This is a genomic window from Endozoicomonas sp. 4G, from assembly GCF_023822025.1.
In the GTDB taxonomy this organism is placed as follows: domain Bacteria; phylum Pseudomonadota; class Gammaproteobacteria; order Pseudomonadales; family Endozoicomonadaceae; genus Endozoicomonas_A.
The window spans coordinates 3,066,104-3,084,665 of record NZ_CP082909.1; the positions used below are offsets into that span (position 1 = coordinate 3,066,104).

The window sequence follows — 18,562 nt, forward strand, 5'->3', positions numbered from 1 at the left end:
AATTAACCTACCCGATAATTGGGCGCTTCTTTAGTAATGGTGACATCATGGACATGGGATTCTTTCATGCCCGCATTGGTCACCCGGACAAACTCAGGCACCGTACGCATGGTCTTCATATCGGCTGAACCGGTGTAGCCCATGGCGGCACGCAGCCCCCCCACCATCTGGTGGACAATGGCATTCAGCGGCCCTTTGTAGGGCACCCGACCTTCAATGCCTTCCGGGACCAGCTTCTCGGCACCGTCTTCTGCGCTCTGGAAGTAACGGTCACTGGAACCGGAAGCCTGGGCCATGGCACCAAGGGAACCCATGCCACGGTAGGCTTTGTAACTTCTGCCCTGATAAAGCTCAACTTCGCCCGGAGCTTCCTCAGTACCGGCCAGCATACTGCCCAACATGACCGCACTGGCACCCGCTACGATGGCTTTTGCCAGGTCGCCGGAGAAGCGAATGCCACCGTCGGCAATCACCGGGACGTCGGTTCCTTCCAGTTCTGTGGCAACATTGGCGACCGCAGAGATCTGGGGTACACCAATACCGGTCACGATACGGGTGGTACAGATAGAGCCAGGGCCAATCCCCACTTTCACACCATCGGCACCGGCATCCACCAGGGCCCTGGCTGCTGCCGCGGTAGCAATATTGCCGCCGACAACCTGTACCTGCGGATAGGTTTCCTTAACCCAGCGAACCCTTTCAATAACCCCTTTGGAGTGACCGTGGGCAGTATCAACAATGACGACATCGACACCGGCATCAACCAGCGCCGCAACACGCTCCGGGGTTTCAGGCCCGGTGCCTACGGCGGCACCGACTCTCAGCTGACCGTGGGAATCTTTACTGGCGTTGGGGTAGTCCTGGGCTTTCTTGATATCTTTTACGGTCATCATGCCGACCAGGCCAAACGCCTCATTAACCACCAGCACCTTCTCGATACGATGCTTGTGAAGCAGCTTGCGAACAGCTTCCTGACGGGTTCCTTCTTTCACAGTAACCAGCCGGTCTTTAGGCGTCATGATATCAGCCACAATCATGTCCAGATTGGAGACAAAGCGAACGTCACGACTGGTGACAATACCCACCAGATCACTGCCATCCAGGACAGGCACTCCGGATATTTTATGACGGCCCGTCAGTTCCAGAAGGTCCCTGACCGATGCCGTGGAATCAATCGTGATAGGATCCTTGACCACACCGCTTTCATGCTTTTTGACCTTGCGGACCTCATTCGCCTGCCGGGCAACGGTCATATTCTTGTGAATGATGCCAATGCCACCTTCCTGCGCCATGGCAATAGCCAGACGAGCCTCAGTCACGGTATCCATGGCGGCAGAGATTAAGGGAACCTTGAGCTCGATCTTGCGGGTCAACTTAGTGGTCAGAGAAACATCTTTGGGGAGAACTTCTGAATATCCAGGCAGGAGCAGGACATCATCAAAAGTGAGGGCTTCTTGGGCGACTCTCAGCATTACCTGTTACCGATCGGAATATATTGGGTGGATGTAAAGAATCCCGACGATGATACATCAAGATCACTGTCAATAAAACAGAAAAACCCTTCAAATAATTTGAACGCACATACAAGGCCCTTAATGCAACCCCAAATACAACGGTCATCGCTCGTGAGGTATGCCCCTATGAAGCCATTCTTGCTACATCCTGAAGCCACTGCTATTTTTCCTCAGGCTCTTCAGGGATCAGGACAATTCAACCAGTATCAATAAAAACTGTTATTTACCAGAGCAACTCTGATTAACATTAATAATTATCAAATGGGATCTATGGCAACATGCATGTTTGTCACAGAACAATATCAAAATTTATCTTGTTTGGGCTGCTGTCCGTTATTGGAATAAAAGTACAAGCAGATTATGATTCCCGCTACCAGAATAAAACAGGCTACAGCGTGTCAGAAATCCGCCTTCCTGGTATCTACGCTGGTTTTAAGGCCAATAATTTCCACCTCAGGCTGGGCAGCCATTATCATGTAATACACGACGTTGGAACACTCGGGAAATTATCCCTGTTTTTCAAGAACCAATGGCGGAGTAACCTGTTCTGGATTCTGCTGGCAAAACTACTTCCTTCTTCAAGCGTACCTTACCCTGTCTTCAGACATGGCTTACCCTCACTGTCCCGGGCTTTTGGCGATGCCCCCGATTGCGACCCTCATCCGGTGATTCTCGACCACCCGTTGCTGAAAAGCCGTTTATCTGTGCAAACCGCTTGCATCGACCACCATCCTGTCTGGCAGATCACCGCCTCACCCTCACTCTCAACATCACTCTCAACACCACTTTCAACATCAAGAGCATCGCCAGAGACGCAGCCCTTCGATGGTGACTCTCTGTCAGCCTGGCTGTCACTATGGAAACTGCTGAATGACACCCATACCAGCACCCTTTTGCTGCGCCCTTGGCGAGAAGATCAGCAAAATCGCCTGCAAGCCATTATCTGCACTCATTCACTGACCGATCATAAACAGTGTCAGAGTATTCTTATTCATTCCCCACTGAATCACGAAAAACACTGGCTACTGCCCGAGCTGGCCAAAAAAGAAAGTATCAGCACTGACGGACAAACCGCTCTGGAAAGCACTCATATCAAGCGGGTCACTCAGGCCATTCATTGCCTGTCTTCTCTCGATGAGTTATCAGGCGAAAAAATACACGCCTGCCACACTCATCACTGGCTTTATCAACTGGCGGATCAAAAATGGCTTTATCAACCCGGTATTCCCGAGATTGCCATAAAACCCAGTCCCGCGCTGATCACCGGCAAGTACTTTAATCTTTGGGCACTGGAAAAAGTATCGCCCGGCAATGACCGGGATTCGGTCTGGTCAAAGTCTTCTCTATTAATTACCCGCAATGACAACCATCGGAAATACCATTTCTGGGGAGCAGGAGACCCGGTGCTGCTTATGCAGTTCGCTGATGCTCCTTATCGCCTCAAGGATCGTTACGTCGGCTGGGACGTACCGGAAATTGGCAACCTGATAGACAGTGCCTATCCCAACCTGGCCGCTCTGTTGATGAACACGGTAGCCAGTACGCCACTTAAGCTCTATCAATTGCAGGGAATGCTCTCAGGGTTCAGCTCATCATCCCTGCCCAAAAGCCTCAGTGACCGGGTAAGGGAGCAGATTCAAAACGACCCCGGCTCACTGTACCAGTTTGTTCAACGGCGGCCTGAGTTACTGAATAATGTGCAGACCTATTTAAACCGGGAGTTTCCGGGGCACTCTGTCCACTCATACTTTTCCAGTCCTGTATCACCTTTTTTTACCCATCAGGCAAATGGGGACTCGCTGACGCTATTGCCTAAAACGGGAAACCCGTTCGACTATTTTTACCAGCCAAATACTCCAGTCCGGCTGCCATCGGGCATAATGACGGTTCCTGGTATTCAAGGAAATGATGGAGCACCTGCATCCCAACCCTGCCTGGCTTTTTCCTCTGAACAAGAAGCGGAACAAAGCGGCAACAATAAACGAACTGGCAGCCCTGACAAGAAGAACAATGCTGACAATAACGGTAATGAGCCGCCACCACCGGGCGGAGGAAGCCATCCGGTCACACCGGCAGACGCAGCAACCTCAACCCCCTTGCTTAAACATCTGTTGCATTTCTACGAGTCCTCTCAACTCTGGCCTGAAAGAATAAGCCATTTATCGGATTTTCTTCCAGAACAGCTTGGCATCGTATCCAAAGAAAAATTTGACCAGTTACGCAACCAGTGCCAGCTAACGGATTGTGAAGGTGAAGGTGAAATATTATATAACCAGATGCTCCGGGGTTTTGATCCAAAAAACCAACGACACATGACGCTGGCATCAAAAGCTACGCAACACTCTATACTGATCATCGTTGCTGATGGTTATCAGAAATATCACACCTATAACGATGATAAAGAGCATCCCCCGTCTCTGGGCAAGCTTGAAGATCTTGATATCTTCCTGTTTCACGATAATCACGCTGTAAAACTGTCTCATCACAGTCACAACAACCAGTGGTACACTCACTTCCTGGCCCAGCCCCACTTAGATAAAGAGGAAAATAAATGGCTGGCAAGCAATTGGTTTGAAGATGCTTTATGGAAACTGTATCCGCAATGGCAAAAAGATCTTTTATTATGTCGGGAAAGTCTTCATTGCAACGCAGAATCTGCCAGTAAAATGCTAACCCAGGCGTTTACTGCACCAGGTCGATTCATGCAGAGAAAACACGGGCGTAAGCTGTTCAGCCTTTACAATGAATTAGGCCTGGTTTCCCACCCGTTCGACAAGACAGAGAACCCCGATGGAATACTCTACATTAGCAAAAACATTCTTGGAGCAGTGATTTTTTTCTGGGGAGACTCTGCCAGTAAATATATCCATTTTATAGCTCCTGACCTCTCCATCCCAACAATAAGGGAAAGCATACAAGCTTTAAATAATCATTTAATAAAATATACCGAAGGCGCATTTTTAGTAAAAAAACAGCATATGCGCTATATCATTCCTGCACTGGTAGTGCTGGCACCGGTTATTAAAAAAACACATACAGAAGCCCGAAGAATTATATCCAATACCAGAAGGATTCTTCTTTATGGCGGTTTGGCCAGATGGCAACATCTTTCATCATCGGTTGAACCCACCGAACTGACCAAGATACCGGTTACCAACGATATTGATCTGGCAGTTGAGGATATTAAAGATCTGGAAACCATTTCAGCCGATTTAGAGGAAGAGCTAAGAAAAGCCTTGCCTGGCATCATCATCAGACGCAACAACATTTACATTATCATCTTGGCCAACTCAGAAAAATTTGAGCACCAAGGGCTACTACACACGTTAAATATCAGTTGTTTTCCCGCTAATAACGACGCGAACACAATAAACTTCGCTCATTGTAACGCAGAAAGATGGCGAATCTTATCGATCGATATGTCTGCTGGGCCTCAAGGATATTTCGATTTTATTCATGTAGAACCTTTTGACCAGAATTCCAGACTGGTTATGCCCAACCTGACCGCTATGGTTAAAAAACTACTGCAGGATACACAACTTGATCAAACCTACTCAGGCAGTGATTCCGAGCGACGAGCAAAAGAGCGACGTGTGCAAAATGCTCAGAAGGCATTAAAAATCTTGCTGGCCAGTGACACTGAGCGACAGGTTCAGGCCATTATTCGAAAGTCACCGATCAGCCGTTCTGAGCCATCCAAATTACCGGAATTTCTGCTTCCTTATATCAAGGCAAAAAACACTAAGGGAAAAAGTGCTGTAAGTGATCAACATGCCATGATTGCTGCTCAAACAAACCTAGCCGTGCCAGCTGCTGCTATAGCTTTAGCAGACAATGCACCAGAGAAAAAAATCATTGATGAACATGCGGCCGTTGCCAGCACTACTTCTGCCGAAAGTGAAGAGGCAATAACCGATGATTCGGCTTTAAAGCCTCGTAAGAAGAAAAAGAAACAAAAACAAAGACTGAAAAAGACGGTTCAACCGGAAATAAGCAATACGGCAACTGCGCCAGAAAAGGAGGATATCGAAGTAGCAGAAAGCCCTGATGATCAACGCTCTGAGGTAGCTGGCAACAGTGAGATAACAGCTCCTGACCCTGCCGAACTCCCAAACAAAGAAAAGAATAAAACCGTCGTCCAAAAGTCAACCCCGAATACGACCGATTACGAAACGGCATTGTCTCAGTCCATGGAAATATCAAACTGGTTTAAAGAAATGGAGCATAACTTACCGGGCGAGCTGAATTTGGCAGTAAAGGCAGGACATTGCAAAGCTTATGAAGAGAGCAAAGCTTATGAAGAGAGCAAAGCTTATGAAGAAAACCCAGAGCCCGGTACAGAACTTGATACACTGCAAAATCAACTGAACAACGGAAAAACAAAAACCCTGCAAGCACTGGCCTGTTCCGGAGCATCTGTTGATACAACCACAGACCAACCGGTCATCACCATCAACCTGACTCATACCCTGGGCAGTCAGCAGCGCACAGGGTTAGAACAGGCAGCTTATGAGAACCGCTTCCCCTACGCACAACTGGTTCAGGCGTTGATCATTTTGAACCAACCCCTCCCATCGGGACGATCAGAAGCACTTCAGATCTATGAAAAAGCTTACGAGCTGCTGCTACCCGCAGCCATTGCCGGTATACCTCTTGCCTATCAATTATTAATAGCTATGCAATTGCACAGCCATCATCCGGCAGGCTGGCCCCAGATAGAACCTGTAAACCGGCTGTTACAAAGCATGACTTCCAGAGAGACAAGCTCTAATCAGGTAAACATTGAAGGCCTGTTGAGTGGAGGATTTCTGGCTCAGCTTTATCAGGATACCGATGTCACCACCCTGACAAAGATTGAACAGAGGTTAGCCAAAGAGTCAGACCTCTCAGGCAGGGGCAGAGAGGTGAAGGCCATCATCAATGCCCTGAGAAAACCCGATAACCCTTCTATAGTAACAGCCTTGAAAGCCATTCGCCCCGGAACCCGGGAGCTGCAACAAACCGTCGCTTCACTGAAACTGATACTGGAGAGAAAAAAAGAGCCTGCCGCGGGTCAGATTCATAGTGAACTTTGGCATCACAGTCTCGACACCCTGAAAATCCCGGGAGCCCACAAGAAAAAATCTCAGTTCATTGACCTGTCTCATTTCCCCCATGTGCTGGCCATGACCGACCTGAAAGCATTTAAGGGTATTGAGCCTACCGGACAATTCTTCAAAAATAATCACTCCAAATCCACATCCTTTTGGAAAATGGGGTTTTGGGAAAGCTATCTCAAAGCCACACTGAGCAAAGACAGGAAGAATGAAAAGGAAATATTTGATGAACACCACGAAAAAATAAGCAATAAAGCGACTGAAAAATCCAAACCCGATTTGATAGAAGACTGGATTCTTGCCCGGTCTATGCTGCTTTCAAGAGATTTTATTCAAATCAAAGAGGTTCCGGCTCCAGCTTCCAGCAACCCAGCCAATTCGGTGTCACTCACTGTTGGCGCAGATAGAAATCCTGAAAAAACAAAAAGAACAGTCAACGCAGCCAGACAACCACAAGACCTGAGGCAAGGCATCAGAGTATCAAAAGAATTTAGGGAAAAAATACATACCCAGTACTTATTGCAACTGGATATTAAAATTATTCAGGAAATCAACTTTATGCAGGAAAACCCGGAAAAATTCTTGCAACAGGTAGAAAAGCAGATCTATGCATTCAAAAAGGCTTTATTTAGAGATAAAAATAAAAATCGAACCAACGACCTGGGAATGGGTTATTACTATTTTCTGAAGGCACTGGCCATGATAGGAGCCAGAATGTCAGATGATAACAAAACCATTGTGTTATCCTTTAACCCGAACGCCAAACTCAACGAAAAAAAAATAGAAGAGGCTATTTTACAAGCCGAAAAAAACTTCTTCCCCTATTCCGCAATGCTCTTACTATTTTTTAAACATGCTATGAATAAAGATTTTTCCGAAACATTACAAGCCTGTACCTCTGGATTCTCCGGAGTATCACAGGCTATTGAGATTTTTTTAGAGGCGGATTCACATTGCGCAGTTCCGGCGGGACTGTTTCTCAAGCGACTGATGCTGATTCCAAAACCTTTCAATCTAAAAATGGCCTTTGATGCTGACACCTACCTGAATAACCCGAAAAGCCGGATCCCGGGCAGGCTAACACCTTCAGTACGTCTATTCAGAAAGTTTATGGAAGAGCTTCCGGTAAAAGGCTCTTATAGTGCAGTTGATCTTGTTTTAAGTCAAATGGACGAGACGTTTACCTATACCCGGCAACTGCAAGAAGAACAACAAGGAGACGTAATGAAGTTCGCAACAATGTTAACAGCAGCGAACCTGGCAGCATCGAAAATGAAAGCAATGGAACCAGAAAAAATGGAAGCGGCAACAATCGAAGAGAAAGCGATGGAAGTAAATAAAGCAGCAGTTGCTTTAGCGGCAGCGCAAATGGCAGCAAAAGAGACAGAGGAAAAGATATTTAAAATGGAAACAAAAATCGATTATTCGACAGGGAAAGATAAAAAGGTAGCAATAGCGGTAATGAGTAAAGCAACGGAACAGGAAGTCGAATTGGCAGAGGCATTGGTAGGTGAAGCGAAAGCGGAAGCAATATTAAAATTAGTACTTCACTTTGCTACTGGTCGGATGGACTTGCTTCAATTTCAAAGCCTGGATCTATCCTCAGTTATCATGCGCTTTTCTATAATGGGCTTTGTTACATCAAACTCATTGAATGCTCTATTTCTCAGAAAAAATCAGGCGCAACTCGCTGAAAATGATAATCCTGAGGGCCGGGCCAGGGCAGATCTCATAGAACTTGCTTTTCATTTGCTTGGTTTATCAGCAGAAGCAAAGCCCATTTTCCCTCACCTTAGAAATCTTCATGCCACCTCCCAAGGCAAATTGACCGCCCATCACTTTGGTCATGACTTACAGTTTCTAATAAAATTAACTGAATTATTCCCTAAACTGGCGACCGGGAGTCCGTCACAATGGTACAACATCCTTTTATTGATTCACGAGTACACAATCAAGCAATTCGGTGGAAATGCAGAAAGGGCATCTCAACACCAGAGTAATGAAAAAGACTGGCAAATTTTACGCAGATTGTTTGTAAATCATATATGGCATGAGCCAGTCGAGACGTCTGGCAGTTACTTAATATTAAAGGAGAGTAAACTTCCTATCTTTGACGGTACCCTCATGAAAGAATTCAGAAGAGGAGACGACAATGCTTTTATACTTGCTATTAAGCAAGCCCGAGAAGTGGGCTATCAGAAAATAGTACAACGCTTAGAACGATACGAAGGTCAAATAGATTCTGAATCACTACAGGTGTCAAGCTGGCTTCATTGTCTGGCTGGATTGACGCTTCTGGAAGCGCAAACAAGCTCTGACCACGAGCGGGTAATATTAACCGGTCGCAAAAGACTTCTGACCACTGCTTATGATCATTTCCATCAATCACGTATAATTGGCTTCCATTATGCGGGTTATCTTGAGTCACTGATACTCATGCGGCTGGCAAACCACTACCGGTACCATCAGGATGAATCATCCCAATCCTCACAAACAGACTTGACTGATAAGTCTTTTATTCAGTTCCCATATACCAAAAATCCAGAGGAAAAGATCTTTATTGAAGCCGGTAGGATTATTACGGAAATTTTGCCCGGCTTGATATCAAGCGCTATGTTTGGTGTACGCCTTGCAGCTGAGATAGCCATCAGAATCTTTACTGATAAACAGTTTAATCTTTTGCATACCCCACAGGCTGGCTGGCCAGCAATACTCGCAAAGCATCTTTTTATTTGCCCTGTAAACTATAACACCCAGTTTCTGTTCAGCAATGATGGCTCTGAAGCTGAAAAAGCCTTATTTCCCAGGGTCAGTAACCCAGACAGTATAGAAAGAATACTGCTGGAACCACTGGAGGAGGTAAGGATGCAAGACGTTAAAAAAAGACCAAAACAATATGGTTTGCTTCTGGACAATAAAATTAAAAGCAGTGAAACCCCAAAACCTATTAAAAATTATTTAAGCCTTGTCAAAGCTTTCGTGTTAGGTGAATCAGAGGTACTGGATATATCATCCAAGGCAACCGTTTCTGATATTGATCAATTATCAGAGAATAGTGCAAGTTATCAAATAAGTCGGTATGACTATACAAAATTGCTTACAGCGCTGCAGGAAACACCACAACCTGAAACTGGTTTCGATGACTTTATTTATAACCTGCCCCGGCTGGGATCTCACCCAAATTATGAAGTTATAAGTCATGCTCTGGTGAAGAAACATCGCACAAAATCAGCCCTGGCTCACTATTATTTATGGGCTTACGAGATACTCAGTGATAGTTCTGACAACGAACGGGATCGGTTCTGGGATATAATGACACAGAAGATTGGAAAAAATAGAGAAATGAAAAATGTTTTTTTCGCACTTCTGGCAACTGGCGATCTAACGGTTATGTACGATGACAACCGGAAAGCCATGATCAACGCATTCAAACAGTACAGTGTCGAGCTTGCTTCCTGGTTAGCCTTTTTCCACTCGACCACAGCCACTACCGCCCTTGTTCTGGGAGAGGAGCAAAAGGCAGACCTTCATTTCAATCGTTTTGAAATTCAAAATAAACTAATAATTTCGCAACCAGCTGATCAGTAGCAATCCCCCCTAACACGCCCTGTGCCAGATCATCATTACATCTTGCCACATCCTGAACCCACTGCTATTTTTCCTCAGACTCTTTAGAATTCAGAACAGAATTCAGAACAGAAATCAGAACAATTCATTCAATCAGTAAAAATAAAACAGTTATTTAACCGGTTAACTCTGATTAATAATTGTCAAATGGGATGTACGGCAACTGTATGCTTGTTTGTCACAGAAGACTGTTGAAGTTTCTTTTTTTTGCACTGCCAGTCATTTTTGGAATGAACGTACAAAAAATCTACGCTTCCGACGACCAGAATAAATCTTGGCAAAGCTCATCAGAAATCCGCTTTTTGGATATCTATGCTGGCTTTAAAGCCAATAACTTCCACCTGAGACTGGGTAGCCATTATTACGTAATACACGACATTGGCACACTCAAAAAGTTGTCTCTTTTTTTTACCCAGCAGTGGTCGGGTAACCTGTTCTGGCTTGCGCTAGCAAAACTGCTTCCTTCTTCAAGCGTACCCTACCCTGTTTTCAGGCATGGTTTCCCCTCACTGTCCCGGGCTTTTGGTGATGCCCCTGATTGCAACCCTCATCCGGTGATTCTCGACCACCCTTTGCTGAAAAGCCGCTTATCCGTGCAAACCGGTTGCATCGACCACCATCCGGTCTGGCAGGTCACCGCCTCACCCTCGACATCATCGCCAGAGATACGAGCTGTCGATGGTGGCTCTCTGTCTGCCTGGCTATCACTATGGAAACTGTTGAATGACACCCATACCAGCACCCTTTTTCTGCGCCCCTGGCGAGAAGGTCAGCAAAATCGCCTGCAAGCCGTTATCTGCCAGGCTGATCCGGTTACAGATACGGTTACAGACACTAAAAAGTGTCAGAGTGTACTGATTAATTTCCCACTGAATCACGAAAAACCCTGGCTACTGCCTGAGCTGGCTAAAAAAGAAAGCATCAGCACTGACGGTCAAACCGCTTTAGACAGTGTCCACATTCAGCGGATCACTCAGGCGATTCATTGCCTGTCTTCCCACGGTGAGCTATTGGGCAAAAAAATACACGCCTGCCACACTCATCACTGGCTTTATCAACTGGCGGATCAAAAATGGCTTTATCAACCCGGTATTCCCGAGATTGCTATCAAACCCAGTCCCCCACTGATCACCGGGAAGTACTTTAATCTTTGGGCGCTGGAAAAAGTATCGCCCGGTAATGACCGGGATTCGGCCTGGTCAAAGTCTTCTCTACTGATTACCCGCAATGACAAACATCGGAAATACTATTTCTGGGGAGCAGGAGACCCCGTGCTGCTTATGCAGTTCGCTGATGCTCCTTATAGCCTCAAGGATCGTTATCTCGGCTGGGACGTACCGGAAATTGGCAACCTGATAGACAGTGCCTATCCCAACCTGGCCGCTCTGTTTGTAAACACGGTAGCCAATGCGCCGCTTAATCTTTATCAGTTACAGGGAATGCTCTCAGGGTTCAGCTCGTCATCCCTGCCCAAAAATCTCAATGACCGGGTAAGGGAGCAAATTCAAAACGACCCCGGCTCACTTTACCAGTTTGTCAAACGGCGGCCTGAGTTACTGAATAATGTGCGTGCCTATTTAAACCGGGAGTTTCCAGAACACCCTGTCCACTCATACTTTTCCGGTCGTGTATCACCTTCCCGCCGGGCAAACGGGAACCCGCTGGCTTTATTGTCCAAAACGGAAAACCCATTCGCCCCTTTTTTATCCTCTGCCAGCCTTTATTTTCCATCGGTCAAAATGATGGTTTCTGGCGCTCAAGGAAATGATGGAGCACCTGTAAACCAGCCCAGTCTGGCTTCTTCCTCTAAACAAAAAGCAAAACAACGCAGCAACAAAAATAAACGACATGCCGGCCCAGACAAAAGGAACAATGCTGGCGATGACGATAATGACCCGCCATCACCAGGCCCAAGCCATCCGGTTACACCGGTAGACGCAGCATCTTCAGCCTGCTTGCTTAAACATCTAATGCATTGCTACGATTCCTTTAAACTTCTGCCTGAAAAAGTGAGCTATTTATCGGACTTTCTTCCAGAACAACTTGGCATCCGATCCAGGGGAATGTTTGAACGGTTATACCACCAATGCCAACTATCCGATTGTAAAAGTGAGACATTATATAACCAGATGCTTCGGAGTTTTGATCCAATCAACCAAAAACACATGATTCTGGCATCAAAAGCCCTGGAAAATTCTATAGAGGTCACTATTGCTGATGAACTGGGATATCACGGCCACCGCTACCACAATCATACGCCTCAACAGCCTCTCCTGGGCAGGTTTGAAAATATCATTAAGTTCCTGCTTTACGATAATTACGTGGTAAAACTGTCTTATCAGCGTGACAACAACCTGTGGTTCACTCACTTTCTGACTGACTCCAAGTTAAACGAAGCTGAAAATAAATGGCTGGCAGACAATCGCTTTGAAGAATCTTTATGGACACTGTATCCACAATGGCAAAAAGACATTTTATTATGCCGGGAAAGTCTTGCTTGCAACGCAGAATCTGCCAGCAATACACTAAAGCAGGCGTTTACTGCACCCGATGAATTCATGCAGGGAGACCTCGGGCGTAAGCTGTTCAGCTCTTACAATAAATTTGGCCTGGTTTGCTACCCATTCGACAATACAGAGAACCCCGATGCATTATTTTACATCAATAAAAACGTGCTTGGAGCGGTCGTTTTTTTCTGGGAAGACTCTGCCAGTAAATATATCCCCTTTATAGCTCCCGATCTCTCCATATCAAAAATAAACGCTGCCATACAACCTTTGGACAGGCATTTAAATAAATATCACGAGGGTGAATTTTTAGTAAAAAAACAGCATATCCGCTATGTCATTCCAGCACTTATCGTTTTCGAGCCAGTTTTTAGAAAAGTCCATACAGAAGTCCGCACCATTATTGCCAATACCGAAAATGCCCTTGTTTATGCGGGTTTAGCCAGGTGGCAACACCTTTCGTCATTAGTTGAACCCTCCGTGCTGGGCAAGGCACCTGTTACCAATAATATTGACCTGGCCGTTACGGATATGCAAACACTGGAAGAGATTGCGGCCTCTATAGCAGATCAGCTAAGAGGCACCCTGCCTGGCATTAACGTTAAACATAACAACATTCTCGGTATAGTGTTAGACAGCTCAACAATAGTGCCGCACAAAACGCTACTACACACCTTAAAAATCAATTGCTTTCCGGGTCAAAACCCAGAAAACACCCTTGGATTCGGCTGTTTTGAGGAAAAAAACTGGCGAATCTTATCAATCCATTTTTCTGTTGGTCCTGAAGGGTATTTCGATTTCGGACATACAGAACCTTTTGACAAAGGTTCTAAACTGTTTATGCAAAGCCTGCCCACTGTGGTTAAAAAACTGCTTCAGGATACACAACTTGATCAAACGAAAAAGCGACAAGTACAAAATGCTCAAAATACATTAAAAATCTTGCTAGCGAGCGACACTGAACAACAAGTTCAGGACATTATTCAAAAGTCACTGCTCAGCTATTCCCCAGAATCATTAACATTACCGGACTTTCTGCTTCCTTATATCAAGCCGAAAGCTGACAATAAACAAGACACCCAAATAACTGCACCCGTTGCCGTTGAGCCTTTAGCAGACAGCACAGCAGTGGCCAGCACTGCCTATGTTGAAAATGTTGAAAATGTTGAAAATGTCGAAACGATAACAAATCCTGATCCTGCTGAACGCTCAAAAAAAGAAAAGAAGAAAACCGTCGTCCAAAAGCCAATTCCGAATACAATCGATTACGAAACAGCATTGTCTCAGTCCGTAGAAATATCAAACTGGCTTAAAGAGATGGAGAATAACTTGCCGGGTGAACTGAATTTGGCAGCAAAAACAGGACACTGCCAGGCCACTGAAGAAAGCCAGGCCACTGAAGAAAGCCAGGCCACTGAAGAAAGCCAGGCCACTGAAGAAAGCCAGGCCACTGAAGAAAGCCAGGCCACTGAAGAAAGCCAGGCCACTGAAGAAAGCCAGGCCACTGAAGAAAACCCAAAGCCCGGTACAGAGCTCGATACACTGCTAAATCAACTGAACAACGGAAAAGCAAAAACCCTGAAAGTACTGGCCTGTTCCGAAGCCTCTGCTGATACATCCACAGATCAACCGGTCATCACCATCAATCTGACTCATACCCTGAGCAGTCAGCAGCGCACAGAGTTAGAACAGGCTGCTTATGAGCACCATTTCCCCTATGCACAACTGGTTCAGGCGTTGATCATTTTGAACCAAAAACTGCCATCGGAACGATCAAAAGCACTTCAGATCTATGAAAAAGCCTACGAGCTGCTACTGCCCGCAGCCATTGCCGGTATACCTCTTGCTTATCAATTATTAATGGGCATGCAATTGCACAGCCATCATCCGGCAGGCTGGCCCCAGGTAGAGCCTGTAAACCGGCTGTTACAAAGCATGACTTCCAGAGAGACAAGCTCCAATCAGGTAACCATTGAAGGCCTGTTAAATGGAGGATTTCTGGCTCAGCTCTATCAGGATAGCGATGTCGCCAGCCTGCCAAAGATTGAACAGGGGTTAGCCAAAGAGTCAGACCTCTCAGACAGGGGCAAAGAAGTGAAGGCCATTATCAATGCCCTGAGAGAACCGGATAACGGCGCTATAGTAACAGCCCTGAAAGCCATCCGCCCCAAGACTCAGGAGCTACAACAAACCGTCGCTTCACTGAAACTGATACTGGAGAGAAAAGAAGAACCCGCAACAGGCCAGATTCGAAATGAGCTTTGGCATCACAGCCTCAACATTCTGCAAATTAAGGCAGCCTCCAAGAAAAAATCTCAACTCTTTGATCTACTCGGTTTCCCACAGGTGCTGGCCATGACTGACCTGAGGGCATTTATGGGCACTGAGCATACCGGACAATTGATCAAAAATAATCAACCCAAATTGATCGCCTTTTGGAAAATGGGTTTTTGGGAAGACTATCTCAAAGCTTCATTAAGCAAAGACAGGGAGAGTGAAAAAGAAATATTTGACGGGCACCACACCAAAATAAGCAATAAAGCCATTAAAAAATCCAAGCCCCATTTAATAGAAAACTGGATTCTAGCCAAGTCTTTGTTGATTTCAAGAGATTATATTCAACCCAAAAAGATCCAGCCTCCAGCCTCTAGCTTCCAGCTTCAAGCTTCCAGTTCCAAGCAAGCCAATCCTGAAAAAACAAAAAAAGCAGTCAACGCAGCCAGACAACCAGAAGCACTAAAACCAGGCATCAGAGTATCAAAAGAAGTATTCGATAAAGCATTACATAACCAATATTTATTGCAACTGGATAACAAGATTATTCAGGAAGTCAACTTTATGCAGGATAACCCGGAAAAATTTTTGAACAGGGTAGAAAAGCAGATCTTAGAATTCAAAAAGGCTTCATTCAAAAATAAAAATCGAAACAACAAGTTGGGAGTCGGTTATTACTATTTTCTGAAAGCACTGGCCATGATCGGGGCCAAAATGTCAGATGATAATAAAACCATTGAGTTGTCCTTTACCCCGGAAGTCAAGCGCAACGCCAAAAAGATAAAAGAGGCTATTACACACTCTGTAAACGCCTGCTTCCCTTATGCCAAAATGCTCTTGATTTTTTTTGAATATGCTATGGAAAAAAAGACCCCGAGAGCATTTCAAGCCTGTGCATCTGCATTCTCCGGGGTGTCACAGTCTATTGAGATTTTATTAGAATTCGAGTCTAATTACGCGACTCTGGCGGGACTGTTGCTCAAGCGGCTGATCTTGATTCCAAAACCTTTCGAACTGAAACTGGCTTTTGATGCAGACACCTACCTGAACAACCCGAACAGTAAGGTACCAGGTAAAATAACACCTTCAATACGTCTTTTCAGAGAGTTTATGGAACAGCTTCCGGCTAAAGGCTCTGATGGTGCCATTGATCTTGTTTTAACTCAAATGGACGAGACGTTTAAAAATACCCGGCAACTGCAAGACGAACAACATGAACAAGTACCGACTTTATCAGCAGAGGTAGATCAATCAATATTAAAATTAATGCTTCACTTTGCTACTGGTCGAATGGACTTGCTTCAATTTCAAAGCACGGATACATCCTCAATTATCATGCGCTTTTCTTTGATGGAGGCTCATGTATCAAACTCATTGGATGCCCTGTTCCTCAGAAAAACACAGCCGCAACTCGCTAAAAATAAAGATATTAACAGTCGGGCAAAGGCAGAAATCATAGAACTTGCTTTTCATCTATTTGGTGTATCAGAAAAAGCAAAGCCCGCTTTCTCTAATCTTGAAAAACTTCCCCTCCATCGCCAAAGCTACTTCATCGCCGGTCACTTTGGTCATGACTTACAACTTCTAATAAAATTAACTAGCCTGTTTCCTGAACTGGCGACCGGGAGTCAGTCACAATGGTTCAACATCTTTTTATTAATTCACGAGCACACGATTAAGCAATTCGGTGGAAATGCAGCAGAGGCACACTCTCACCAGAGTACTGAAAACGATTGGAAAAAATCACGCAAATGGCTTGAAAATTATATATGGCATGAGCCTGATAGTCAGTTAATAGCAAAGGAGAAATCAAAGGAGAACCAGCTTCCTATCTTTGACGGTACCCTCAGAAAAGAATTCATACTAGGAAATGAAGATGCTTTTCTTCTTGCTATTGAGCAAGCCAGAACATTGGGCTATCAGAAAATAGTACAGCGTTTTGAGCATTATGAAAGTGAAGAAAACCCTGAATCAACACGTATGTTAAGCTGGCTTCATTGTCTGGCTGGATTGACGCTTCTGGAGGCGCAAGTAAGTGCTGACCGTGAGCGGGTAATATTAACCGGTCGCAAAAGACTTCTGGCCCGTGCTTATGATCATTTCAAGCACTCACGTGGAATTGGCTCCCATTATGGTGGTTATCTTGAGTCACTGACACTCATGCGGCTGAAAAACCACTACCTGTACCATCAGGATGAAACATCCGAAGCCTCACAAATAGACTTAACTTATAAGCCTGTTATTCAGTTTCCATACACCAGGAATCCGGAGGGAAAGATCTTTATTGAAGCCGGTAAGATTATTATAGAAATACTGCCCGGATTGTTGGCAAGCGCTGTACATGGCGCACAGTTTGCGGCTGAAGCAGTCATCAGAATCTTTACTGATAAACAGTTTAATCTTCTACATACCCCACAGGCTGCCTGGCCAGCAATGATCGCAAAGTATTTTTTGAATTGTCCTGTAAACCATCAAACCCAGTTTGTGTTCAGCAATGATGGCTCTGAAGCTGAAAAAGCGTTATTTCCCAGGGTCAGTAACCCAGACAGTATAGAAAGGATACTTCTGAAACCACTGGGGGAGATAAAGCAGCAAAACGTTAAAGAAAGACTAAAACAATATGGTGAGCTTCTGGACAGTGAAATCAAAAACAGTGACAGGCCAGAACCTATTAAAAACTATTTAAGTCTTGTCAAAGCTTTTGTATTGGGTGAATCAGGAGTAGTGTATACATCATCTAAGGCAACTGCTTCTGATATTGATCAATTATCAGGAAATATTGCAAGCTATCAGCTAAGCCGGTATGACTATACAAAATTGCTTGAAGTACTGCAGGAAACACCGCAACCTGAAACTGGTTTCGATGAATTTATTTATAACCTGCCCTGGCTGGAATCTCACCCACATTATAAAGCTATAAGTCATGCTCTTGTGAAGAAACATCGCACAAAATCAGCCCTGGCTCACTATTATTTATGGGCTTACGAAATACTCAATGATATTCCTGACAACGAACAGGATCAGTTCTGGGACATAATGACACAGAAGATTGAAAAAAATAAAGAACTGATAAATGTTTTTTTTGCACTTCTGGCAACTGCTGACCTAACGATTATGTACAATGATAACCGAGAGGCCATGTTCACTGTATTCAAAAAGTACCATTCCCATCTTGCTTTCTGGTTGATGTTTTTCCACTCGCTCATATCCTCTACCGCCTCTATTCTGGGAGATGAGAAAAAGGCAGATCACCATCACAATCTTTATAAAACTCTAAAACAATCAATAATTCAGCAACCAACTGACCAGTAGGTTCCAGCCATCCGGACGGCGCTTCTTTCCATCTTATGCATTCCAACTCTGGTTATCTGGCTGAGTCTACACGCCCATCGTTGCCCAATGATCCCCGGCGTCCTACGCCAGATCATCGTTACATCTTGCCACATCCTGAACCCACTGCTATTTTTCCTCAGACTCTTTAGAGTTCAGAACAGAGATCAGAACAATTCATTCAATCAGTAAAAATAAAACAGTTATTTAACAG

Annotated in this window: 4 protein-coding genes; 2 read left to right on the forward strand and 2 right to left on the reverse strand. The window is 45.0% G+C overall.

What is annotated here, in order from left to right; translation table 11 throughout:
- Nucleotides 1-2: 2 nt before the first annotated feature.
- Nucleotides 3-1,472, reverse strand: coding sequence for an IMP dehydrogenase (guaB, locus tag K7B67_RS11930; RefSeq protein WP_252176103.1), 1,470 nt, complete (start codon nucleotides 1,470-1,472; stop codon nucleotides 3-5).
- Between the two features lie 700 nt (nucleotides 1,473-2,172).
- A complete protein-coding gene (locus tag K7B67_RS11935; protein ID WP_252176104.1) occupies nucleotides 2,173-2,391 on the reverse strand; it encodes a hypothetical protein in 219 nt (72 codons plus the stop codon).
- Nucleotides 2,392-3,826: 1,435 nt separating this feature from the next.
- Here K7B67_RS11935 and K7B67_RS11940 point away from each other — a divergent pair.
- Together K7B67_RS11940 and K7B67_RS11945 are read left to right on the forward strand one after the other, a co-directional pair.
- Entirely contained in the window at nucleotides 3,827-10,198 is a 6,372-nt protein-coding gene (locus tag K7B67_RS11940) for a hypothetical protein (protein ID WP_252176105.1), read from the forward strand.
- A 269-nt stretch (nucleotides 10,199-10,467) separates the two neighbouring features.
- On the forward strand, nucleotides 10,468-18,330 hold the full coding sequence (locus K7B67_RS11945; protein ID WP_252176106.1) for a hypothetical protein: 7,863 nt from the start codon (nucleotides 10,468-10,470) through the stop codon (nucleotides 18,328-18,330).
- Nucleotides 18,331-18,562 lie beyond the last annotated feature (232 nt).

Bases quoted from the DNA above. Each gene is read 5' to 3' on its own strand.
- guaB (WP_252176103.1), bottom strand. From the start codon at position 1,472: ATGCTGAGAGTCGCCCAAGAAGCCCTCACTTTTGATGATGTCCTGCTC.
- K7B67_RS11940 (WP_252176105.1), top strand. From the start codon at position 3,827: ATGACGCTGGCATCAAAAGCTACGCAACACTCTATACTGATCATCGTT.
- K7B67_RS11945 (WP_252176106.1), top strand. From the start codon at position 10,468: ATGAACGTACAAAAAATCTACGCTTCCGACGACCAGAATAAATCTTGG.